This is a genomic window from Glutamicibacter sp. JC586 (assembly GCF_009805585.1).
GTDB lineage: Bacteria > Actinomycetota > Actinomycetes > Actinomycetales > Micrococcaceae > Glutamicibacter.
In genome coordinates this window covers 603,980-626,778 of sequence record NZ_VHIN01000010.1, presented here as the reverse complement: position 1 = coordinate 626,778, position 22,799 = coordinate 603,980, and the positions used below count along the sequence as shown (strand labels likewise).

Annotated in this window: 17 protein-coding genes; 9 read left to right on the top strand and 8 right to left on the bottom strand. The window is 56.9% G+C overall.

The window, feature by feature from the left end; genetic code table 11:
* Positions 1-30: 30 nt before the first annotated feature.
* The 3 genes from FJV47_RS10825 to FJV47_RS10815 are packed head-to-tail and all read right to left on the bottom strand — an operon-like array spanning position 31 to position 1,955.
* Positions 31-582 carry an amino acid synthesis family protein gene (locus FJV47_RS10825; protein WP_159612798.1) on the bottom strand — a complete coding sequence of 184 codons (552 nt, stop codon included), beginning with the start codon at positions 580-582 and terminating at the stop codon, positions 31-33.
* Complete coding sequence (locus FJV47_RS10820; protein WP_159612796.1) at positions 579-1,247, bottom strand: amino acid synthesis family protein; 669 nt, start codon at positions 1,245-1,247, stop codon at positions 579-581. Before FJV47_RS10820 ends, FJV47_RS10825 begins: the two co-directional genes overlap by 4 nt.
* A gap of 30 nt (positions 1,248-1,277) precedes the next feature.
* Entirely contained in the window at positions 1,278-1,955 is a 678-nt protein-coding gene (locus tag FJV47_RS10815) for a GntR family transcriptional regulator (RefSeq protein ID WP_235026418.1), read from the bottom strand.
* 146 nt (positions 1,956-2,101) lie between these two features.
* Here FJV47_RS10815 and FJV47_RS10810 point away from each other — a divergent pair, with 146 nt between their 5' ends.
* The 5 genes from FJV47_RS10810 to FJV47_RS10790 all read left to right on the top strand — a co-directional run bounded on the left by FJV47_RS10810 (position 2,102) and on the right by FJV47_RS10790 (position 9,626).
* Positions 2,102-3,076 (top strand): flavin reductase, encoded by a 975-nt coding sequence (locus tag FJV47_RS10810; protein WP_159612792.1) that lies wholly within the window; start codon positions 2,102-2,104, stop codon positions 3,074-3,076.
* A 43-nt stretch (positions 3,077-3,119) separates the two neighbouring features.
* A complete protein-coding gene (locus FJV47_RS10805; RefSeq protein ID WP_159612790.1) occupies positions 3,120-4,775 on the top strand; it encodes a BCCT family transporter in 1,656 nt (551 codons plus the stop codon).
* 74 nt (positions 4,776-4,849) lie between these two features.
* Positions 4,850-5,680, top strand: coding sequence for a formate dehydrogenase accessory sulfurtransferase FdhD (gene fdhD, locus FJV47_RS10800; RefSeq protein ID WP_159612788.1), 831 nt, complete (start codon positions 4,850-4,852; stop codon positions 5,678-5,680).
* A 57-nt stretch (positions 5,681-5,737) separates the two neighbouring features.
* Positions 5,738-8,059, top strand: a complete 2,322-nt coding sequence (locus FJV47_RS10795; RefSeq protein ID WP_159612786.1) for an FdhF/YdeP family oxidoreductase — start codon at positions 5,738-5,740, stop codon at positions 8,057-8,059.
* A gap of 85 nt (positions 8,060-8,144) precedes the next feature.
* On the top strand, positions 8,145-9,626 hold the full coding sequence (locus FJV47_RS10790) for a nucleobase:cation symporter-2 family protein (RefSeq protein ID WP_159612784.1): 1,482 nt from the start codon (positions 8,145-8,147) through the stop codon (positions 9,624-9,626).
* A gap of 88 nt (positions 9,627-9,714) precedes the next feature.
* On the opposite strand, the gene FJV47_RS10785 is transcribed toward FJV47_RS10790, so the two are convergent.
* The gene (locus FJV47_RS10785; RefSeq protein WP_159612782.1) at positions 9,715-10,596 is read right to left on the bottom strand and encodes an SPFH domain-containing protein; all 882 of its coding nucleotides are present in this window, start codon (positions 10,594-10,596) and stop codon (positions 9,715-9,717) included.
* A gap of 114 nt (positions 10,597-10,710) precedes the next feature.
* Between FJV47_RS10785 and FJV47_RS10780 the strand changes: the two genes are divergently transcribed.
* Positions 10,711-11,700 carry an aldo/keto reductase gene (locus tag FJV47_RS10780; protein WP_159612780.1) on the top strand — a complete coding sequence of 330 codons (990 nt, stop codon included), beginning with the start codon at positions 10,711-10,713 and terminating at the stop codon, positions 11,698-11,700.
* A gap of 39 nt (positions 11,701-11,739) precedes the next feature.
* On the opposite strand, the gene nirB is transcribed toward FJV47_RS10780, so the two are convergent.
* Positions 11,740-14,343 (bottom strand): nitrite reductase large subunit NirB, encoded by a 2,604-nt coding sequence (gene nirB, locus FJV47_RS10775; protein ID WP_159612778.1) that lies wholly within the window; start codon positions 14,341-14,343, stop codon positions 11,740-11,742.
* A 358-nt stretch (positions 14,344-14,701) separates the two neighbouring features.
* Between nirB and nirD the strand changes: the two genes are divergently transcribed.
* Complete coding sequence (gene nirD / locus FJV47_RS10770; RefSeq protein ID WP_159612776.1) at positions 14,702-15,079, top strand: nitrite reductase small subunit NirD; 378 nt, start codon at positions 14,702-14,704, stop codon at positions 15,077-15,079.
* A 217-nt stretch (positions 15,080-15,296) separates the two neighbouring features.
* On the opposite strand, the gene FJV47_RS10765 is transcribed toward nirD, so the two are convergent.
* The 3 genes from FJV47_RS10765 to FJV47_RS10755 are packed head-to-tail and all read right to left on the bottom strand — an operon-like array spanning position 15,297 to position 20,261.
* Complete coding sequence (locus FJV47_RS10765; protein ID WP_159612774.1) at positions 15,297-16,766, bottom strand: FAD-dependent oxidoreductase; 1,470 nt, start codon at positions 16,764-16,766, stop codon at positions 15,297-15,299.
* Positions 16,763-18,877 (bottom strand): molybdopterin oxidoreductase family protein, encoded by a 2,115-nt coding sequence (locus FJV47_RS10760; RefSeq protein ID WP_159612772.1) that lies wholly within the window; start codon positions 18,875-18,877, stop codon positions 16,763-16,765. The genes FJV47_RS10765 and FJV47_RS10760 overlap by 4 nt, the downstream gene beginning before the upstream one ends.
* 1 nt (position 18,878) lies before the next feature.
* A complete protein-coding gene (locus FJV47_RS10755) occupies positions 18,879-20,261 on the bottom strand; it encodes an MFS transporter (protein ID WP_159612770.1) in 1,383 nt (460 codons plus the stop codon).
* Between the two features lie 367 nt (positions 20,262-20,628).
* Between FJV47_RS10755 and FJV47_RS10750 the strand changes: the two genes are divergently transcribed.
* Complete coding sequence (locus FJV47_RS10750) at positions 20,629-21,114, top strand: nucleoside deaminase (protein WP_159612768.1); 486 nt, start codon at positions 20,629-20,631, stop codon at positions 21,112-21,114.
* A 9-nt stretch (positions 21,115-21,123) separates the two neighbouring features.
* Entirely contained in the window at positions 21,124-22,608 is a 1,485-nt protein-coding gene (locus FJV47_RS10745; RefSeq protein ID WP_159612766.1) for an NCS2 family permease, read from the top strand.
* Positions 22,609-22,799 lie beyond the last annotated feature (191 nt).

Here is a 22,799-nt window from a genome sequence, read left to right as displayed (position 1 = left end):
GCTTCGCTCCGTTTCGACTGATGTGCTGTATTACTGTTCGGTGGACAGTGGGGCTAAGCGCTCTTGCGGGCGACCGCGGGTTGCACCGGCCAGGGCGATCAGAATTTCACCGGCATGCGGGGCATCGGCGATCTTTACTTCCACACTCTGGTGGTGCGAACGGATCGTGGCATCGGTGAAGTGCTTGAGTGGGATATCGAACTGCACTCCGGCCGGTCCACGCTTTTCCACGGCAGGTAGCAGGGTTGTGGCCTTGGCAGCATCACGGAAGTGGTTACCAAATTTCAAGGTGTGGATCAGCGCTGAACCATGTTCGATTTCGCCGTCAAGACCAACGATTGCTGCCTTGCCGTAAGCTTCAAGCGGGGCGCCCAAGGCTTCGATGACTCGCGGGGCCAGCAATGCGCCGAGCTCGGAGGCAACCGAGTCGATTCCCGGATTAAGGTTCTCAACAAATCCTTGACCTGCCCACGGATTGTCGATGACTGCAGCGACGATGGCCACACGGGCTACCGGGTCCACCTCCCGGCCTCCTTCGGTGGCAATTTCCTCGACGGTGGTGACCAGTTTGCGGTAGTTCATAGTTGAATTCCCTTCAATATTTCGGAAGTGACGGTACGGTCGGTGGTTCGATCTCCGATCCGTGCATGCGGTCGAGGACCGTTTGAAGCTGCCGCAATCACGGCAATTTCTCCGGCATGCGGCGCATCTGGCAAGGAGAGTTCCAGGGTTTGATAATGAGTTCGGGTGGCCGCTGCGGTCTTGTGCCACATCGGCACACGCAGCGATTCACCGGGAACGCCACGGCCATCGACAAAACAGATGATCGAGGTGCCATCAAGCGCTTCACGAAGCAGGTTGCCGAAGAAAGGAGTATGAATCAGCGCTCCGGCATGTTCCAATTCCCCATCGCTGCCAACTAGGGCAGCTTTGCCGAAGGCCTGCACCTGTTCGGCACCACCCAAGGAACTAAGTAGGCGATCAGCTAGTAACTTAGCGAGCAATGGTGCAATGGCCTCGGTCCGTTCTGACAGATCATGCGATGTTCCTGTGCCGAGCCACGGATTGGTGATGACAGCTGTGGCGGTCGCACGGGTGATGGCACCCAATTCGTGATGGGGAACTTCCTCCACCGTGCACGAGATCTTGCGCAGTCCAATGGCTCGGGCCACGTCTTGGTAGCTATCGAGCGTTGATCTGGTGCTCAAGTCAATGAGCTGAGGCGGCGAGGCCAAGGGGGATTTCATCTGGTATTCCTTTGCGTAGCTATGGAGGGGCTATCCCGGGTGTTCTTCGTCTTCGCGTAGGGCTGCAAGGGCCGCCGATTGGCTTGAGGCAGCAACATGTCGGCGCATGATGAGCTCTGCGGTCAAAGGATCTTTGGAGCTGATGGCATCGATGATTGCCTGGTGCTCATTTTGCGAGTTCTGCAGGCGCCCGGGCAGACTCAGGGTCTGTGAAACGATGCGATGGTAGGCCAGTTGGTTCATCAACAGGTCGTAGTGTTCGGAGAGTTTTCTGCTGTCGGCCCCGGCCACGAGGGTGCTGTGGAATTCGTGGACCAGCTGCGAATAGAGTTCCGCGTCGCCATTTTCGACGGCCTGCTGGCTGCGTGCCACGTTTTCCTTGAGCTGTTCTAGTTCAGGGACTGCGCCGCGCCTGGCCAAGAGACCCGCTGCTAATCCTTCGAAGGCTTCCTTCAAGGAAAACATCTCGTGAATTTCGCGCTGGGTGGGTTTCCTAACGAAGGTGCCGACCCTGGAACGTACCTCAACCAACCCCTCGCGCTCTAGTTGCTTCAGGGCTTCTCGAATCGGCGTGCGGCTGACCTCAAAGTCCTGGGCCAGGGCGGTTTCAGCCAATAGGTCGCCGGGCTGGACAACCCCGGTGACAATCATTTGACGCAGTCGGGTCAGCAACGGCGTCTCTGCGACACTCTTGGTTTTTGATTCCACACTTGAACTCTCTTGCATACAAGAACCCTATCCATAGTTTCTCTTGTATGCAACAGATCTTTCTAGGTTTATTGGTTTTCCGCTAAATTTTCACGAATTTTCCAAAATGTGTTGACTGGATCACAACCTTTGCTAGCATTTCTTGCATGCAACAAATTGTAAATTCACTCCAGCCCGTCAAAGAATCACTCGTCAACGCTTGGGAAGCAGCTTGGGATCAGGGGCAGGTCGATGCCCTCGATGAGATCTTCCACCCGGACTTCCAGCGGATCAGTAAGAAATCCAAAAACGTCACCACTGTCCCTGAACTAAAACAAGAGATCCTGAGTGTGCGCGAGGCCTTCCCTGACCTCGTGACAACAATTGATCACCTGCTTGTGGATGAGCAGCAACAAACCATCGCGATTTTCTGGCACACCACTGGTACGTTCATCAACGATCTGCAAGGTGTACCTGCAACCGGCAATACCGTGGAAACCCGTGGCTCCAACTTGATGCAAATGCGAGATGGAAAAATCATCTCTGAGCAGGTCACCTGGGATCAGAGCGAGTTGCTCGAAGACGTAGGTGTGCCTTCGCTGAAGTCGGCTTTTGAGTCCGGGGGAGAAGGAGTAATTGTTGATGATTTGAGCGGCGTGCCAAATCTCGACGAACTCAAGGGCTTCAACCGCCAATTCATCACCGGCGTGACCGTCGTAACCACCATGGACGAGGCAGGCAAGCCTCGTGGGTTAGCCGCAAATTCCTACGTCTCTGTTTCACTTGAGCCACCCCTGGTGCTGGTTTGCGTGCAGAAGACCACCAGCACCTACGCGTCGCTGTTCAAATCCACCCACCTCGGAATCAATATCATGAGCAACGGCCAACGTGACACCGTAGGCACCTTTGCCTCCAAGGGGGATGACAAATTTGCCGAGTTGCAATGGCACCAAGGTCCTAACGGCAGCCCACTAATCGACGGGTCGGCGGCCTCTATCGAAGCAGAAATCAAGGAACGCTTCCAAGCCAAGACCCACACCGTGTTCATCGCCAAGGTCAAGCATTCCGAGGTAGCCCAGCTTGAGCCGATGTTTTACAAGGCAGGCCGGTTCTACGACGGCGCCGAACTGACGGCCCTGTAACCCGGCGTTGGAAAACCCTCCAAACTAACGAAGTGTGAGAGTCATGAGTACCGAAACCAACGACAAGCAGGGCGAAGGGCCATACAAAGGGCCGACGCTTACCGGTGGCACGTTACATCGTGCCGCCGATAAGAATGAATCGAAACAGGTCTACAAGCAACTGAAGCGTCCGGGCAGCGTCCTTTCCATTTCGCTGGTGCTGGTTGTGGTCTTCGTGCTCTGGGCTGCGCTAGCTCCAGAGCGGCTGAAAGTGCTGATGTCCGGGGCCTCCAACTGGTCGGCGCAATACATTGGTTGGAGCTACCTCTTGGTGACTCTTGGATGCATTGTGCTGATGCTGTTCCTAGCCTTCTCGCGCTACGGAGGCATTAGGCTTGGCAAAGATTCGGAGCGTCCAGAATTCTCCACATGGGCCTGGATTGCGATGATTCTCGGCGCCGTCATGGGCATCGGATTGATTAGCTACGGCGCTGCCGAACCTATGAGCCACTTCATGATGCCTCCACATGGCCGAGCAGAACCAGAAACTATGGACGCAGCGGTGCTGGCCCTGCAATTCTCGTACTTTGACTGGGGTCCAAATGCGTGGGCCTTGTTCGGAGTGTTCGGTTTGGCTATTGCCTATTCGACGCACCGCCGGGGCAATTCTGGTCTCGTGTCGGTGATGCTCCGTCCAGTATTGGGAAAGTCTATGGATGGATGGCTTGGGAAGATCATCGATGTGTTCACCGTGCTGGCGACCCTTTTTGGGACCACCACCTCGCTGGGCCTGGGAGCTTCACAAATTGCTGAAGGGCTAAATAGCCTGCTCGGAATCCCCACAGATTTGATCGTCAAGATCGTGATCATTGCTGGCGTGACCATCGTATTCACGCTCTCGGCGCTCTCCGGCGTCGGCAAAGGTATTAAGTGGCTCAGCCAGGGCACCATGATCGGCGCTGCAGTCATCGGTCTATTTGTCCTAGTTTCCGGACCCACCGGATTTATCTCCAACATCTACTTCCGTTCCATGGGCCAGTTCCTAGGTGAATTCCCGGCCGTGGCGCTGCTGACTCCCTCGGGGGCCGAAGACCTGCAATGGATGCAATGGTGGACTTACTTCATGATGGCCTGGTGGTTGAGCTGGGGTGCATTCGTCGGCATATTTCTGGCGCGGATTTCCAAGGGTCGGACCATTCGTGAATTCGTTGTTGCGGTGATGGGCGTCCCGTCGCTGGTCTTTAGCCTGTGGTTCAGCATTTTCGGCGGTACTTCAATCCACCAGCAGATGAGCGGTAACTCCGGGATTGGGCAGGCAACATTACAGGACACCAACAGCACCTTCTTTGCCATGTTGGCTGAACTGCCAATGCCAGAAGTGACCTCAGCATTCACGGTCATCCTGGTGGTGCTGTTCTTCATTACCGGAGCGGATTCAAACACTTATGTACTCGGTACACTGACTTCCGGCGGAAATATGTACCCCAAGAAGCCGGTGTTGGTGGTCTGGGGGCTTCTTACCGGAATCTGCGCGATCGTGCTGTTATTGGTCGGCGGGCTAGAAGCGCTACAGCAGGCCGCCATTCTCTCCGCCGTACCATTTACGGTGATCGTCACGCTACTGGGGATGTCGCTGATGCGGGAACTTCGCAGCGATACTCGTCTACCGACGGCTGTAACACTGGACGAATCCGAAAAGGGAATGCGGGGCGCCAACTAACTCGACGCTGAGTTTTGGCCGATGGTGTGCGAGTATTGGCCAGAGTATGCAGACGCACCGCAAGGAGCAACCACATGGGCCGTAAGATCGTTCGCCGTCGAGTTATCCGCGCTACCCGCGACGGTGGCTGGCGTGCCCGGGAGGAAAAACTCGCCGGTGAAGAACCGCTGGAAATCCGCTTTGGCCACGCCTCCTACACCACTTCCATGCGCACCCCGGGCGACGACTTTGACATGGTCGCCGGATTCCTCGTTGGCGAAGGAGTCATTCGAAATTCAGAGCAGCTGCTCTCACTGCGCTATTGCGCCGGCACCGATGAAGAGGGTAATCAGACCTTTAACGTTATTGAAGTGCAGTTAGGTCCTGGTGCCACACCACCTGATCTGGCGGCCTCCCGCAATGTGGTGACCAGCTCGGCCTGTGGCATCTGTGGCACCAACTCCATTGATGAAGTACGCAAAAAGGCCGGATATGAAATGGCCGAGCGTACCGGAATTATCGACGTGGAAACCTTGCTGGATTTGCCCGATACCTTACGCGAATCCCAAAAGCTGTTTTCCTCAACCGGCGGAGTGCACGCCGCAGGACTGTTTTCCACCTCAGGAGAGTTGCTGATCCTGCGCGAAGATGTGGGACGGCATAACGCGGTGGACAAAGTGATCGGGGCAGCACTGCGCCAGGGCATGCTTCCGCTGAACGACGCGGTACTTCAGGTCTCTGGTCGGGCATCTTTTGAACTAGTACAGAAGGCCGCGATGGCCGGGATTCCGCTGTTGACCGCGGTCAGCGCTCCTTCATCTCTTGCAGTCGATTTGGCTCAGGAGACTGGTCTGACACTGGCAGCATTTTCGCGCAGTTCCAGCGTGAACCTTTATACACATGCGCATCGAGTCTTAGAGGCGTAGCCTAGTAATATGTGAGCTGGATATCACGCTCAACCACGCAACCCACAGGAGGGCGTCATGCATCGTTCGGCACCTAAAAAAGACATCAATGAAGATGAACTAAAAGTCAGCGAACCAGCCCATGCCGCAGCCGGTCTCAAGGCTGTTATGGTTTCGATGGAACGTGGTTTCGCCCAGGCCGGACCGAGTCGTACCCTGCGCTCAATGCTTCGTGTCAATCAACATAATGGCTTTGACTGCCCGGGTTGTGCGTGGCCAGAATCTATTACCGAGCGCCGTAAACCGGCAGAGTTCTGCGAAAACGGTGCCAAGGCCATCGCCGAAGAAGCCAGCTCACGTACGGTCACCCCTGAATGGTTTGAACAGCACCCTATCGCGGTATTGCAAGATAAGACCGAATACTGGTTGGGCTCACAGGGGCGAATTACCAACCCGATGGTCATTCACGAAGGCGAAAGCCACTACCGCCCGATCAGCTGGGGTCAGGCCTTCGAGACCATCGCGCAGCATGTACACGAGTCCACCCCTGAACGTTGTGTTTTTTACACCTCCGGTCGTACCGCTAACGAGACCGCGTTTATGTACCAATTGCTGGCCCGAAGCTTGGGCACCAACAATCTGCCAGACTGCTCAAACATGTGCCATGAGTCCTCGGGTAGTGCACTGAACCCGACCATTGGCATTGGTAAGGGCACCGTTTCCCTTGAAGATTTTGAGCATACCCAACTCATTTTTGTCGTGGGCCAGAACCCCGGCACCAACCACCCCAGGATGCTCTCTGCTCTTTCCGATGCGCGCAAACGTGGCGCCCGCGTGGTGGCCATCAATCCATTGCCCGAGGCCGGGTTCTTCGGCTTCAAAGACCCGCAGACCGTCGGTGGCATGCTCGGCAAGGCCGAACCAGTGGCCAGCGACTTCCTACAGATTAAGGTCGGCGGTGACTTAGCCCTGTTCCAGGCCTTCGGACACCTCTTGCTTGAAGAAGAAGCAAAGAATCCCGGCAGCGTTGTTGACCACGAGTTTATTGCAAAAGTCACCGACGGTTTTGAAGCCTACAAGAGCGCACGCGCCACCTTGGACTGGGACGCCACCGAAAAAGCCACGGGGCTAACCCGAGCGGAAATCACCGAGATCGCGCAGCTGCTGATCAAGTCCAAAGCGACAATCATTTGCTGGGCCCTGGGCTTAACTCAGCAGCCTCACTCGGTGCCTACGCTGAAGGAAATCATTAACCTGCTGCTAATGCAGGGTAACTTCGGCAAACCTGGTGCAGGAGCTTGCCCGGTCCGTGGACACTCAAATGTTCAGGGTGATCGCACCATGGGCATCTGGGAGAAGCCAAGTGAGAAACTTCTGGCATCGATTGATCAAGAGTTTGGCATCAACTCACCACGCGCCCACGGATATGACTCCACCGAAGCTCTTCATGCCTTTGAGAAAGACGAAGTAGACGTTTTTGTCTCAATGGGCGGCAACTTTGCGATGGCCAACTCGGACACCGAAGCGCTCGAAGCGGGCATGCAACGGGCCAAACTGACCGTTCATATTTCCACCAAACCCAACCGTTCCCATGTGGTACACGGCAAGACATCACTGATCCTGCCTACCTTGGGGCGTACCGATAAAGACGACAAGCACCCCTCAGGTGCCCAGTTCCTCTCAGTGGAAGACTCCATGTCGGTTATCAAATCTACCCGCGGACGACTGGCCCCGGTTTCTGAACACCTGCTGGCTGAACCAGTCATCGTGGCGCGAATGGCTCAAGCTATTTTGGGAGATGACCACCCGATTGACTGGCGGGCCATGTCCGAAGACTATGACGTCATCCGAGACCACATTGAAAATGTGCTGCCCGGATTCGAAGACTTCAACCGACGCGTCCGCGACAAGAACGGCTTTGTATTGCCCAACCCGCCACGCGACACTCGCTCGTTTGCCACAGACATTGGCAAGGGACGATTCACCGTTTCACCATTTGAAGCGCTGGAAGCACCCGAGGGGCACTTGGTTTTGCAGACCATGCGCAGCCACGACCAGTACAACACGACCTTCTACGGACTCGATGACCGTTACCGTGGCATCAAAGATGGCCGTCGCGTCATCTTGATCAACCCCGAAGATTTGGCTGAAACGGGTTTTGCAGATCGCGATCTGGTTGACGTGATCTCTACCTTCGCCGGAAGTGAGCGTCGCGCTAACCGCTTCCGTTTGGTGTCCTACCCGACCGCTAAGGGCTGTGTTGCTGCCTACTATCCAGAGGCTAATGCGCTGGTCCACCGAGACTTGGTAGCCCGTGAATCCAACACTCCTGGTTTTAAGGCCATGATGGTGCGCTTCGTTGAACACAGCCAACTCCCTGGCGCAACATTGGACTCTTAGAGTTCAAGTTCCGTGGGTGCGCGGTGGTGGTGCGAGAGAATTGATTGCATCATCCACCGCAGCGAACCGAAGAGGAACAACCCCCATGAGTGCTGCCAGCAGCCAACCAGCGCTGAGCGCAAGACCCGAAGATGAACGCCTGAGCCCTGGTCGCACGGTGGCCTATGGCTTCCAACACGTGCTGACCATGTACGGCGGAATCATTGCCCCACCGCTAGTGATGGGCAGTGCTGCGGGAATGGACACCGCACAAATGGGTGTACTGGTGGCTTGCTGCTTGTTTATTGGCGGGCTGGCCACCATCTTGCAGACCTTGGGTATTCCGTTCTTTGGTGCTCAGCTACCGTTAGTTCAAGGTACGTCGTTCTCCGGTGTGGCAACGATGATTGCCATCATGAACGGTGGCGGCGGAATGCCAGCAGTATTTGGCGCGGTGCTGGCCGCCGGAGCCATTGGCATTGTCATCGCCCCATTTTTTGCCAAGCTTCTACGGTTCTTTCCACCGGTGGTTACAGGTGTAGTGATCACGATTATTGGTGTTTCGCTTTTCCCCGTCACCGCTGATTGGGCGATGGGCGGCACGGCGGCCGGTGATAGTTATGGTTCGATGAAGAACATCGCCCTAGCGGCCATTACTCTGGTGATTTTGCTGGCGCTATCCAAATCGGGTGTAGCCGCACTGTCGCGTCTTTCCATTTTGTTATCCATTGTGTTTGGCACAGTAGTTGCAGTTTTTATGGGCATGACCGATTTTTCTCAGGTGCTTACCGGCGATATTTTTGCGGTGCCAACACCATTCGCCTTTGGCGCACCAGTATTTGAACTCAGTGCCATCATTTCAATGATGATCGTTATCTTGGTGACCTATACAGAAACCACCGCAGATATGTTGGCAGTGGCTGAGGTGACCGGATCTAAAGTTGATTCTCGTCGTATCGCCAACGGTCTGCGTGCGGACATGCTCTCCTCAACTGTGGCTCCAATCTTTAATACCTTCACTCAGTCGGCTTTCGCGCAGAATGTCGGCCTAGTGGCAATTACTGGGGTGAAGAGCCGATTTGTGGTGGCCGCCGGCGGTGGCATCTTGGTGATCTTAGGATTGCTGCCAGTGCTGGGCCGTGTGATTGCATCGATTCCGCAACCGGTGCTGGGAGGCGCGGGAATTGTGCTCTTTGGTTCGGTAGCTGCCGCCGGCATCCGCACGCTAGCCAAGGTCAAGGATGACAACATGAACATGTTGATCATTGCGACCTCGCTCGCTTTTGGTTGCATTCCGATGGTCAAAGCCGACTTCTATGCTGCTTTCCCTACCTGGGTAGGCACCATCTTCCAATCCAGTATTTCCTCGGCCACCATCATGGCGGTAGTACTGAACATCATTTTCAACGAACTAACTTGGGGCAAGAAAGAAACCTCCCAGCGATCGATCTACAAGTACCAACTTGAAGGGCTTGCCGATGGCGATCGCCTGATCGACGGCAAGCTGTACGACCACCAAGGTCTTGAAGTACAGATCATCTCCGAGCAGCCCGGTCAGGCTGGAGATAGGCCAATGCCACAAGGATAAGAGTTGGCCTAAGCTCCTAAGTACTCAAGTCCATTAATAGACGTATCGCCTCAGCATCAGTCGAGGCGATACGTCTATGTAAGCGATACTATTTGGTGTTGTTTTCACCGGTCATGGTGATGGGCTGAACTCCCGAATTGGGGAAGCAGCCGATCGGGCTCTGGTTTGACTCCGCAACGATGTCTAGGCATTTGGAAGTCAGTGTTTCCTGAGTCAGCGAGCGCTCCAAAATCTTATTGGCTTCCGCTTCAGCTGTACTCGTTTGCTTTCGTTGCTCGGCAACTCGAGTCTTTGCTGCCTCTGACTGAAGTTCATTGATGCGGTTCTGCGTTGGCTCATCAAAGTTGATGATTGGCAAAGTGACAGAGCGAATCTCAATCTGGGTCTTGACTTTGGCCTGCATTTTTTCCTGAACCGACTTAGCTAGGCCCTCAAGATCCTGGCCACCCTTGGACGGTTCGGTGTAAGCCAGAGGATCATAGCTGGCCATAACTTCGTTGAGTGCCGCACGGAAGTTTCGATCAACGAGGTTTGATTGGATACCTTCAAAGGTTCGGTAGTCCAAGAACACGTCCATCGCATCGTCGGTTTTTAGCTGCCACTGAATAGAAGCGTCAACGTTAGCCCGGCCGTTGTTTCCTAGTCGAACAGGGATACCACTATCTGCGGAGTAGACGTCGTTTTGAACTGAGCCGTCCAATTTTTCAACGCTTTCCCACGGCCACTTTAGATGGAATCCGTTGCTGACCACGGAAGTTGGTTTGCCTAGGGCAACTTTCACGCCGACGGTGCGAGGTTGAACGATGGTGATACACATAAATGCAAGTACGACTAGAGAAACGATAAAAACGCCGAATCCGGTCAACCGGGTCGGAGTTCGATTCTTGTTCTCAGCCTTCATGGACGAGCCAGCGAGAATAATTGCCAAACCGATCAGTGCAAAGATGAGCGTTAAAATTGCGGGAAGCATGATCTCCTCATTGTTGTGATGACAGTCAATATTCTATCGAATGGAGCATAAGGGAATATGTCGAAACGCCGTTCTCAGTATCGTAATTAGCTAACGCGCCCTAGACTCGAAGCTATGCAACAACGAGAACTTGGACGCACTGCGCGCAACGTATCAGTCATCGGCCTTGGAACGTGGCAGTTAGGCGCCGACTGGGGATCGGTCGATGAAGCCGCGGCCCTGGCCGTCTTAGACGCTGCCTACGAGGCCGGCGTAAACTTTTTCGACACAGCAGATGTTTACGGCGACGGCCGCAGCGAAGAATTGATCGGTCAGTGGCTGACAGCCAATCCGGACGCTTCCATCACGGTGGCTACCAAAATGGGTCGCCGCGTTGAACAGATCCCTGAAAACTACAACCTTGATGCCTTCCGCGCGTGGAATGATCGCTCGCGTAAAAATCTAGGAGTAGACACCCTAGACTTGGTGCAACTTCATTGCCCGCCAACCGCGGTGTATTCAACAGATGCCGTCTATGATGCGCTGGATACCATGGTGGACGAGGGGCGTATGGCCAATTATGGTGTTTCGGTTGAAACCGTCGATGAAGCTCTGGCGGCCATCGCCCGGCCCAACGTCGCGACCGTGCAGATCATCATCAATGCATTTCGCCATAAGTCATTGGAAGTTGTCCTGCCTGCAGCCCAAGAAGCTGGGGTGGGAATTATTGCCCGTGTTCCGTTGGCTAGCGGTCTGCTCACCAACCGTTACACGCTAGAGACCGAGTTCGCCAAAAACGATCACCGAAACTTCAACCGTGATGGTTCAGCTTTTGATGTGGGGGAGACCTTCTCGGGTGTGGATTATGCAACGGGTGTGCAGGCAGCTGGGGAATTCGCACGGCTTGCTAAGGCGGAAGCCTCGGATGCGAGCAGCGCCCAGGTCGCTCTCGCCTGGTTGGCAGCGCAGGATGGGATCAGCACGATCATTCCTGGAGCGCGCAATCCTGAGCAGGCTCGTGCCAATGCGGTGGCCGGAGCGCTGAAGGTTTCCGAGAAATTCAACCAAACGGTTCGTGATCTCTATGATGAAAAACTACGCGCCCAAATTCACCCGCGCTGGTAGGAAGTTCCCAATACCATACGCGGGTGAATCACAGCGGGCCTAGCGTTGTGGAGCACCGACCGGGATGCTGGCACCCAGCGCGACTGGCTCGGCCGGACGCTTCTGGCCACGCTCCGGTACATAGGCTAGTTCTGTGTCGGGCTGCGCGGTATTCACAAAGGAACGGAAACGCTTAAGCTTGACCGGGTCAGCCAGCGTAGCGGCCCATTCGTCTTCGTAGTTGGCTACGTGGCGCTCCATGGCTGCTTCCATTTCAGCGGCTAAACCTAGCGAATCATCGATGACAACCTGCTTGGCCCGTTCCAGCCCACCCTCCAGATCCTGTAGCCAATGGGCCGTGCGCTGTAGTTTGTCGGCGGTACGAATGTAGTACATCAGGTAGCGATCGATGTACTTGAGCAAGGTCTGATCGTCCAAACCGCCAGCCAACAGCTGAGCATGGGCAGGGTTAGCTCCACCGTTACCACCGACGTAGAGGTTCCAACCTTCAGCGGTGGCAATGACCCCGATATCCTTGGCGCGGGCCTCAGCACATTCGCGGGCGCAACCCGAAACGCCCATCTTGAACTTGTGCGGGGCGCGCAGTCCGCGGTAGCGAAGCTCCATCTCGATACCCATGGCCACCGAATCGAGCATGCCGTACCGGCACCATGAGGATCCGACGCAGGTTTTCACATTGCGTAGTGACTTGCCGTAGGCCTGACCGGATTCGAATCCGGCATCCACCAGTTCGCGCCAGATATCAGGCAGCTGGTCCAGTCGCGCACCGAACATATCGATGCGCAGGCCACCGGTGAGCTTGGTATACAGGCCGTACTTTTGTGCCACCGCGGCAATGACCGCCAGCTTCTCTGGGGTGATTTCGCCACCAGGAATACGTGGAACCACCGAGTAGGTGCCGTCCTTCTGCATGTTGGCGAGCGCACGGTCGTTGGTGTCCTGGGCGCCGGCCAAACCAGCGTCCATGGGGTGTACGGAGGTCTGCGAGGAGAGGATGTTGGCGATCGCCGGCTTGCAAATATCGCAACCGGATCCGGTGCCGAAGCGTTCCATCACCTCGGCGAAGGTGGAAGCCCCGGCCACCTTGATGGCTTCGAACAACTCTGGGCGGGAGAAGGAGATGTGCTCGCACAGGGCGGTAGAAACTTCGGCCCCGTCCTTCTTCATCTGCGCTTCCATCAATTTTTTGATCATCGGTACACACGAGCCACACTGAGTTCCGGCCCGGGTGCAGGCTTTGAGCCCGCCGACGGTGGTGACCGGGTCCTTACCCTCGCAGCTGCCACAACCGGAGACGGCATCGCGGATATCGCCGGCCAGCACGTTATTGCAAGAACACATCACCGCATCATCTGGCAGCTCTGACTCAGGAGCTTCACCGCCGATGGCACTGAGATAGGCACCGGGCTCGGCGGCAAGTTCACGCCCGAGCATCGGCCGCAACGACTGATAGGGGGTTGCATCGCCTACGAAGATGCCGCCAAGTAGCGTCTTGGCGTCAGCGGAAACAACTAGCTTTTGATACAGGCCACGAGGTGCATCGGCGTACACAACTTCCAACGCGCCTTCGGTTTGCGCAAAAGCATCACCAAAACTGGCCACATCCACACCGGAGAGCTTGAGCTTGGTGGCGGTATCAAAGCCAGGGAATTCGCCGTGGCCTCCGCAGAGCTGTTCTGCGACAATCTCGGCCATGGAGTTGGCTGGAGCGACCAGACCAACGCACATGCCATCAAAGTTGGCGACTTCGCCAATGGCCCAGATGTTCTCGATGCCCGTGGCGCAATTCGCGTTGATGACCACGCCGCCGCGCGGACCCATCTCGAAGCGCTGTGCATTGCTACCGGCCTGATCCAAGGCCTCGTTGTAGTTGCGCGCCAGCTCATCGCGTGGGGTGACACCGATGGATGCGATGACCATGTCGGCCTCGATCACGCTGTCGTTGGTGAGCATCACGCCGGTCACTTCATTGCCCTGAGTGATGATTTCTTTGGGGCGGAACCCGCCATGCACCGTGAAACCGGTTTCCTTGATCAGTCGGCCCATTGCTTGGCCTGCACCTTCATCAAGCTGGGAGCGCATCAGCCAGTGTCCGCTGTCAATGACAAGAGATTGTGCACCCAGTGCCTGCGCGCCTGCGGCGGCTTCCAGACCGAGCAGACCGCCACCGACGGTGGCTACTACCGGGGCGCGGCCCAGGGTAGTTTTGAGTTCTTCGATCTTTTCAGCGATCGACCAGACATCTTCTAGGGTGCGGTACACGAAACTGTGTTCATTGCCCGGAATACGTAAGGCGGTGGCGTCTGATCCAGTGGCAAGCACCAATTCGTCGTAGGCGAAGGTCCGGCCGTCGGCAGTGGTGACGATGTGCTGTTCGCTGTCGATCGAGACCGCTTTAGCGTTGGTTTCCAAAGTGACATGTTCTGCCTCCCACAACGTTGTATCACCCAAGGTGAGGTCAACGGTGCGGTCAGTCAGTGCCTTGGACAGTGCGACTCGATCATAAGGCAGGTGGACTTCCTCAGTCAGAACCGTGATGTTCAGTTCCTGTGGTGCGCGGCTGGACAGCGATTCGGTGAATCGGTGTGCTGCCGGGCCGCCACCAATGACGAGGACGCGACGTGCGGTGTGTGATGTACCCATGATCAATTTCGACTTTCGCTTGGAAACGAGGAGTTTCAGGCTGATAGCTCAAGAGTAGAAAACCGATTTTGCGGTGCAGTTTCTCTTGTGTTTCAGCGGATGTAATTCTCTTCCCCAACCCGAACTAGGGCAGTGAAAGCCACGAAACATCGTTGAATCATTGGGTTGCTTCAAGTTTCTCTCGTAGGGAGGGCGCGAGGTGAAAACCGTGGAGTTCTGGGGATTATGAGCGCTCACGGAATCAAGAATTGGTGTTAACCATGGTTTACTCACTAGCAATCGCTCACGGCGTTGAGCGAAACATTTCACTTCTAAGCTCGGTATATCAGCGAACATCCACTAGAAAAGGAACAGGTTCATGAGCACGCAATTTGCCGAAGAGACCATAGAGAAGTCAGTGAACTTCGCGCCGGTATGCCGTAGCGAAGAACTTGAACCAGGTTGGGGCGAGGCGCTCCTACTTGATGGCGCACAGGTGGCCCTCTTCCGAACCGAGGCCAACTCCTTCTACGCCGCGTCGCACCACTGCCCAACCACCGGCGCCAAGGTCATGGCACGAGGAATTCTCGGCGGCACCATGGTTGATGGTCGACCGGTAGAAACCGTCGCCTGCCCGCTGCACAAAGAGGTTTACCGCCTGGATAACGGTACCTGCCTGAACGCCGATTCGCCGGCACTGCCGATCCACGAATTGGTTGAGGCTGACGGCCAGCTCTGGCTGCAGCAGACTCGCTAACACCAATTTTCCAAGCAGAAACGCAGGGGCCAACTGGTCCCTGCGTTTCTTGTTGGTGCACCCGGCAGAGGCTAGGCACACCCCTTATTTGAAGTAAGTAGTACGCAACCCCTGATTGATGGTTGTGACTAGGGGCTTATACAGAGACCCGACAGGCTCGACTATTAGCCAACGACGTCAGCCATGCAACCACCAACTACATTCTCTCCGGCAACTGCTACGCCAGGGCTGGGGCTTTCTTAAGCATTTCTTCGATCTTCGACTTGCATCCACCACAACCGGTACCTGCCCGGCAAGACTCACCGACTTGCGCCACCGTCGTGCAGCCTTCGCCCACAGCGTGGGCCACCTGTCCATAGGTGGCTCCGGAGCAACGGCAGAGCTGATCCTCATCACTAGGAATCGCAGTGCCCAAGTCCGAAACGGCCGGATCATCCAGACGAAGCAGGGTGGAGCGATCTTCGGGAAGTGGGGTGCCACGCTCGTAGGCAAGGGTGAGTTCGGCGCTGGTCTGTGGCAAGCCGATGGACAGGAAGCCGGTGACCACGGAGTCACGAGTGACGACCTTGAGGTAGCGTCCGGCCGAAGGGTCGGCAAAGACGGTGGCCTGAAGCTCGGGGTTATCCCAAAAACCAGCGCTCACATCGCCAGCGGCGGCTACCTCAATTCCTTGGCCCTTGAGCATCAAAACGTCAGAAGCAGAAAAATCTGCTGCTGGAATATCCGTAGGTGAGCTCAGGTGCGCGGCTAGCCAGCTGGCTTGAGCCCACCCCGGGGCGAGCAGACCAACCGGGGCCTGGCCATCAACTTCGGCGCAGTCACCCAAGGCGTAGATGCGTGCTTCGGTATCGGCACAAAGGAACTGGTTGGTTTTAATTCCACGTCCTACTGCTAGGCCACAACCTTCGGCCAGTTCGGTGCGGGCGCGTACTCCGGTGGAAATCAGTAGTGCACCACCTGGAATCTGTCCGTGAGTGGAGGTGGTCAGGGCGGCAAACCCGTTTTCATCCTTGGTAATGCCGGTGGCTTTAACTTGCGAGATCACCTCAACGCCGGCTTCTTTCAGGCACCGGGTCAACAGTGCTCCGCCGTCTGAATCTACGACGCGGCCCAGCGGAGCGGCTCCGTGGTGCACCAGGACGGGCGAACCGCCGGAGGCGGCAATCGCGAGGGCCGCTTCAATGCCCAGAATGCCGCCGCCCAGAATCAGGATCCGGTCTCCGGCAGTCAGATGGTGCTGGAGCTTGTTCGCGTCATCCACGGTACGCAGCGCGAAGACCGAGTCGGGTAGGGCGGTATCAGCATGCGGGTCAAAGTTCAGGCCGTTGAGGCTCGGGATCATCGCTCGGGCGCCGGTGGCAAAAACTAGGCGGTCGTAGGCCACCGGTTCATGGTTGCCAATGATCACGCGGCGTCGGGCGCGGTCCACTCCGGTGGCTTGGGCGCCGAGCAGGATCTTGACCCCGGCGGCTTCAAGACGGGGAGCATCAACCATGTTCAGGTGATCTAGTTGGGCAGCTCCAATGGCCAATTCGGCGAGCAGTACGCGGTTGTAGGCCAAATGCTCTTCGGCACTGATCACGGTCAATTCACATTGGCCAGCGGTAACCGCGGGCAAGAGGCCTTCAACCAGTGAGGCAGCCACCGGGCCGAAGCCGATGATGACGATCTGTTCTGGACGTTTCATGATTCCCCTTTGATCGGGTTCAGAGACACGTGGGCATGTTTGAACTCTGGCATCTTGCTAAAGGGATCCACACTCGGATCGGTCAGCAGGTTTGCGGTGCCGGTGTTTGCATAGTGAAAAGGCAGGAAAACTGTATCTAGTCGCATGTCCGTGCTCAATCTTGCGCGGGCGATGGTGGTGCCACGCTGATTGGACACTTCCACCATTTGTCCTTCGCTGATCTGGTGGGCCAGTGCGGTGCTCGGGTGGATTTCAAGGGCAGCTTCTGGGGCGGCGGTGGCCAGCTCCTCAACCCGTCGGGTTTGTGCCCCGGATTGGTAGTGCTCCAGCAGGCGGCCGGTGACCAGAGAAATCTGTTTGCTGGGCACTTTGTTCGGTGCGTAGACGGCGATGATTTTTGCCTTACCGTCCGGGTGGGCGAAGGAATCAAGGAATAGGCGCGGGGTGCCGTTTCGAGCCTCGGGATCGGTACTGACTTCGCTGGATTCGGGGCATGGCCAGTAGATTTTTGCTCCCGCGTCGAGCTGTTCGTAGCTCACCCCAGAGTAGTCGGCGATGCCACCGGCCGAGGCGAGTTTCAGTTCAGCAAAAACCTCGGCGGCGTCTGGGGAGAAGGTGCCTGCCGCTCCTAGGCGTTGGGCCAGCTGCGCGAAGATCCACAGTTCACTTTTGGCTTCACCTGGTGCTTCCATAGCTGCTCGGCGGCGCAGGATTCGTCCCTCGAGGTTGGTCATGGTGCCTTCTTCTTCGGCCCACTGTAAGACCGGCAAGACCAGGTTGGCCTCGGCGGCGGTTTCGGAGAAGAAGAAGTCGGAAACCACCAGGAAGTCTAGTCGGCGCAGGGCCGCGATGATCTGGTTGGCATCCGGGGCAGAGATAACCGGGTTCGCCCCGTGCACCATGAGCATTCGTGCCCCGCCCTCGGTGCCCAAGGAATTGAGCAGTTGAACCGCTGGGGTGCCTGGTCCTGGAATGATTTCGGGATCAACACCCCATACTTTAGCCACGTGGGCACGGTGTTGTGGGTCATCGATCTTGCGGTAGCCAGGCAACTGGTCGCACTTTTGGCCGTGCTCGCGACCTCCTTGACCGTTGCCCTGACCGGTGATGGTGCCATAGCCACCGGCGGTGGTTCCAGGCAAGCCCAAGAGTAGGGCCAGGTTGATCGCGGCGGTGACGGTATCGGTGCCATTGGCATGCTGTTCGATGCCGCGGCCGGTAAGAATGTAAACCGGGTTTCCACCATTTTTGGCGGCCTTGGCGGCGGCTGCCAGGGCACGGGCGGTGTGTCGGATTTGATCTGCGGGAACCCCGGTGACTTTTGCGGTGCGCTCTGGCCACCAGCTGGCCACCGAGGAGCGCAGGGAATCCAAGCCGGTGGTGCGCGCGGCAAGGTAGTCGATGTCGGCCAAGGACTCGGTGATAACCACGTGTGCCAGGCCCAAAAGTAGCTGCAAATCGGTGGAAGGGGTGGGCTGTAGGTGCCAGCCTGCGCCGTCTGCGCTGAGCTTGGCGGTGGCCGAACGCCGCGGATCAACTACCACCAGTCCACCGCGTTCGCGCACCGTTTCGAGGTGGCGGACAAAGGGAGGCATGGTGTCCGCGACGTTGGATCCGAGCATCAAAATCATGCCGGCAGTATCCAGATCGGCCAGCGGGAAAGGCAGACCACGATCCAGCCCGAAGGCCTTATTGCTTCCGGCCGCCGCCGAAGACATGCAGAATCGACCGTTGTAATCGATCCGCGAGCTACCCAAGGCCAGTCGTGCAAACTTTCCCAGCTGGTAGGCCTTTTCGTTGGTCAACGAGCCGGAACCGAACATTGCCACCGCATCTGCCCCGGATTCAGCCCGAATGCTCAACGCCTTGTGGGCGATGAGATCCAGTGCCGTATCCCAATCAACTCCGGTGAAGCTACCGTCGGTTTGACGCAACATCGGGGTGGTGACGCGCTGTGGGTGGGCCAGCAATGAGGCGGCGCTGAATCCCTTACGGCACAGCGCGCCACCGTTGGTTTCAAAGTCTCGGCCGGACAAGGTGGTGTCCGCGCCGGAGCCTTCTAAGCTGATACCGCACTGGAGTGCGCAGTAGGGGCAGTGTGTGGCGGTCATTCTAGACTCCGTGTGCAGCGAAGCGGGTTCCGCGGCGTGCATAGTTGAACCAAGTCACCAGCATCAGCCCGAGATAGGCGACGATGAAGACGATGAATGCTGGGCTGTAAGACCCGGCGTTGGACATCGAGAATCCCAGTGCTTGTGGAATCAGGAATCCACCGTAGGCGCCGATCGCTGAGATCAGTCCCAGAGCGGCCGCTGACTTACGCGATGCCTCGGCTCCCTTGGATCCCACACCCAGGGCGAAGACGGCCGGGATCATGCGGTAGGTGGACCCATTGCCGATGCCGGTAGTGGCGAAGAGCATCAAGAACAGTGCCAAGAATAGCCAGAAGTTCGCCAGCGGAAGGGTCAGCACCACCAGTGCGGTAATAAGCGCCATGGTGGCTAGAGCCGCCACGGTGATTTTTGCCCCGCCGATGCGGTCGGCAAGCTTGCCACCGTAAGGGCGGGCCAGTGAGCCAACTAGTGGTCCGAGGAAGGCCAAGGTGATGGTTGCGGTGCCCAGTGGCAGGTGAGAGTAGGCGGGGAAGGTATCAACAATCAGCTTGGGGAAGACCGCAGCAAAGCCGATGAACGAACCGAAAGTTCCCACGTAGAGGCTGGCGATGATCCACAGGTGCTTTTCTTTCAGGCAAGCGATTGCTCCGCGGACATCGGACTTCGCAGAGGTCAGGTTGTGCATGTATTTCCATGCGCCAAAAGCGGAGATCAGGATCAAGGGAATCCAGATGACCCCGGCCAGAGGTAGCTGCAGGGAACCTGCTGCAAAAACGGTGATCGCGATCGGCACCAGCAGCTGAGCTACGGCCGCTCCGAGGTTACCGCCAGCAGCGTTCAGCCCCAGTGCCCAACCCTTTTGTGCTGCCGGGTAGAAGTGGGTGATGTTAGCCATCGAGGAAGCGAAGTTACCGCCACCAAAACCGGTCAGTGCTGCCAGTAGCAACATCACGCCGAAAGGCGTGGAGGTGTTGGCGAGCGCGAAGGAGAGCCCGACGGCTGGAACCAAAAGCAGTAGGGCCGAAGCGATGGTCCAGTTTCGTCCACCGAAGCGGGCGACCATGAATGTGTAAGGGATACGCAGGGTGGCACCAACCAGGCTTGGCATGGAGATCAGCCAGAACAGCTGGGAGGTGGTGTAGGTGAAACCTGCGGCGGGGAGGTACACCACGATGATGGCAAAGAGCTGCCAGATGCTGAAGCCAAGGAATTCGGCACAGATTGACCATTTGAGGTTAACCCCGGCGGTGCGCTGGCCGACCGATTGCCAGAAGTTTGTCTCTTCGGGGCTCCAGTTGTTGATCCAACGTCCTGGGGTGATGTCTAGGGATGGTGCGGTAGCGGTACGCAGTTGCGCCCCGGGGTCTACTTGTGAGCTCACGGCATTTTTTCCCTTCGCAGATGACTGATGCTTAGAGCATGACAAACCGGTATTTCACTAACGTGCAGAGGGTGTTGCACCGAGGGGAACTTAATTTCACGGGTGCTCATTTGTTGGCGATAGAGGTTTGTAATCCGTTGGAAACGCAAAAAATCGCCAATTATTCATATTGTGAAAAAAGAATCTCAAAAAACATTGCGAGGCGCAGATCACGCTGATAATCTCATACGTGTCTATGGCGGGCACCCATCAATGGGTCGCTATCTACCGGGCGTGCAACTGATAAATTCAGCAGCCAAGTGCGGCCGGTTCATGATGATTACGTTCGTGATGCACCGTGCTTGAGCCAAGCATGAGGAGACACGCGATGAGCGTTAATACCAACGGCCAAGACTATCTTTCGATGGCCATCGATCTTGCCACCCAGAACGTTCACAACCAAGGCGGACCCTTCGGAGCCGTCGTGGTCAGCCCGGACGGGCAGGTCTTCGAAGGAGTCAACCGCGTCACCGCAACCAACGACCCCTCCGCCCACGCCGAAGTCGTGGCCATTCGCACCGCAGCCGCCGCGCTAGAAACCTTCGACCTGAGCGGCTGCGTGCTCTACACCAGCTGCGAACCATGCCCCATGTGCCTAGCCACCTCCCTGTGGGCCCGCATCGAGAAGGTGTACTTTGCCGCCGACCGCCACGATGCGGCCAAGGCGGGCTTTGACGACGCGGTGTTCTACGAATACTTCGAGAAGGATTCAAACCGCGCGCTAATGCCGGTATCGCACTTCGAGCACGAAAAAGTTGAATTCCTCAAGCCTTTCCAAGCTTGGGACGCCTTGGAATCCCGCACCGATTACTAGGCGCCGGTCATGACAACGCTTAGTCGTAGCCAAGACCGTGTCACATCCGCACCCGAGCCTCGTGGCCCGGGAAAAATGCTGGATTCCTTCTTCCAGATCACCGCACGCGGATCCACACTGATCCGAGAGTTTAGAGGTGGGTTGGTCACCTTCTTCACGATGGCCTACATCGTGATTTTGAATCCGCTAATTATCGGCGGATTCAGCCCCGAGGCCGCCCCGGTGGATGTGGCGGGGAACTGGTTGCCCGCGGCCCAAGTGGGGGCGATGACCTCACTGACCGCCGCGGTGATGACCATCCTCTTCGGCCTGATTGCCAACTTGCCATTCGCGTTGGCCGCAGGGCTGGGAATGAACTCCTTCCTGGCCGTCTCGGTGGTCCAAGAAGTGACCTGGCCAGAGGCCATGGGGTTGGTGGTGATCAACGGTGTGCTGATCGTGCTCTTTGGAATGACCGGCATTCGCACCGCGATTTTCCGGGCCATCCCCAAAGACCTGAAGGCGGCCATCACCGTTGGCATCGGACTATTCATCACCTTTATTGGATTTGTTGATTCCGGATTCGTGACCCGTACCGAAGCCGGGCCTCCGGTGCAGCTGGGTGAAGGCGGCTCGATCGTTTCCATTCCCACGATGATCTTTGTGTTGGGCCTGCTGATTATGGGAGCTTTGGTGGCTCGCGGGGTGCAGGGCGGAATCTTGATCGGGATCGTGATCTCCACGGTGTTGGCGGTGATCGCCGAGCAGCTGTTCAGGATCGGCCCGAGCAGCGAAACGAACCCGCATGGCTGGCACCTGAATATGCCGGTGTTGCAAGGCCAAATAGTGTCGCTACCTGATCTTTCCTTAGCGGGAAACTTTGACCTATTCGGCTCGTTTAGCAGGATCGGGGTGCTGGCGGCGACCATGCTGGTTTTCACCCTGGTGTTCACCAACTTCTTTGATGCCATGGGCACCATGACCGGGCTGGCTAAAAATGCCGGGGTGGCCAGCAAAGACGGAACATTCCCCAGGCTCAAAGCTGCCTTCGTGATCGAAGGTCTGGGCGCGGTAGCTGGAGGAGCTGGATCCAGCTCGTCCAATACCGTCTATGTTGATTCGGCGGCAGGTATCGGCGAAGGCGCACGCACCGGGCTAGCCTCGGTGATTACCGGAGTCCTGTTCCTCGGCTCGATGTTCTTCACCCCACTGACCTCCGTGGTCCCTATGGAAGTGGCGGCCGCGGCTTTGGTGTTGGTGGGAACGATGATGTGTGCGCAGATTAGAGAGATCAACTTTAAACGGTTCTCCAGCGCCATGCCTGCATTCCTGACCTTGATCACCATGCCGCTGACCTATTCCATTGCCAATGGAATTGGCGCTGGCTTCATTGCCTGGGTTGTGGTTAATACCGCGGCCGGTCGCCATCGCAAGGTCCATCCACTGATGTGGATCGTTGCAGCCGGATTCTTGGTGTACTTCGCACGCGGTCCGCTGACCGTGCTGTTGCAGTGACACCCGATACGCGGATGTGATCCGGGTTATATTTGATAGCACTACGTGAATGAAAGGTGAAGACCTGATGGGTGACTGCATTGCCTGGTCCAAGGGTCAGATCGCGCACGGACACTAAACGCGGTTTCTCCCGCACAGTATCCAAATCATTCACGGTGCGCCCGGTTCCACGGGTGCAGGAGGTGTCAAGG

Bases quoted from the DNA above. Each gene is read 5' to 3' on its own strand.
- FJV47_RS10785 (WP_159612782.1), bottom strand. From the start codon at position 10,596: ATGCTTCCCGCAATTTTAACGCTCATCTTTGCACTGATCGGTTTGGCA.
- FJV47_RS10810 (WP_159612792.1), top strand. From the start codon at position 2,102: ATGCAACAAATTGTAAATTCACTCCAGCCCGTCAAAGAATCACTCGTC.
- FJV47_RS10805 (WP_159612790.1), top strand. From the start codon at position 3,120: ATGAGTACCGAAACCAACGACAAGCAGGGCGAAGGGCCATACAAAGGG.
- FJV47_RS10825 (WP_159612798.1), bottom strand. From the start codon at position 582: ATGAACTACCGCAAACTGGTCACCACCGTCGAGGAAATTGCCACCGAA.
- fdhD (WP_159612788.1), top strand. From the start codon at position 4,850: ATGGGCCGTAAGATCGTTCGCCGTCGAGTTATCCGCGCTACCCGCGAC.
- FJV47_RS10780 (WP_159612780.1), top strand. From the start codon at position 10,711: ATGCAACAACGAGAACTTGGACGCACTGCGCGCAACGTATCAGTCATC.
- nirB (WP_159612778.1), bottom strand. From the start codon at position 14,343: ATGGGTACATCACACACCGCACGTCGCGTCCTCGTCATTGGTGGCGGC.
- FJV47_RS10765 (WP_159612774.1), bottom strand. From the start codon at position 16,766: ATGAAACGTCCAGAACAGATCGTCATCATCGGCTTCGGCCCGGTGGCT.
- FJV47_RS10750 (WP_159612768.1), top strand. From the start codon at position 20,629: ATGAGCGTTAATACCAACGGCCAAGACTATCTTTCGATGGCCATCGAT.
- FJV47_RS10760 (WP_159612772.1), bottom strand. From the start codon at position 18,877: ATGACCGCCACACACTGCCCCTACTGCGCACTCCAGTGCGGTATCAGC.
- nirD (WP_159612776.1), top strand. From the start codon at position 14,702: ATGAGCACGCAATTTGCCGAAGAGACCATAGAGAAGTCAGTGAACTTC.
- FJV47_RS10790 (WP_159612784.1), top strand. From the start codon at position 8,145: ATGAGTGCTGCCAGCAGCCAACCAGCGCTGAGCGCAAGACCCGAAGAT.
- FJV47_RS10820 (WP_159612796.1), bottom strand. From the start codon at position 1,247: ATGAAATCCCCCTTGGCCTCGCCGCCTCAGCTCATTGACTTGAGCACC.
- FJV47_RS10745 (WP_159612766.1), top strand. From the start codon at position 21,124: ATGACAACGCTTAGTCGTAGCCAAGACCGTGTCACATCCGCACCCGAG.
- FJV47_RS10795 (WP_159612786.1), top strand. From the start codon at position 5,738: ATGCATCGTTCGGCACCTAAAAAAGACATCAATGAAGATGAACTAAAA.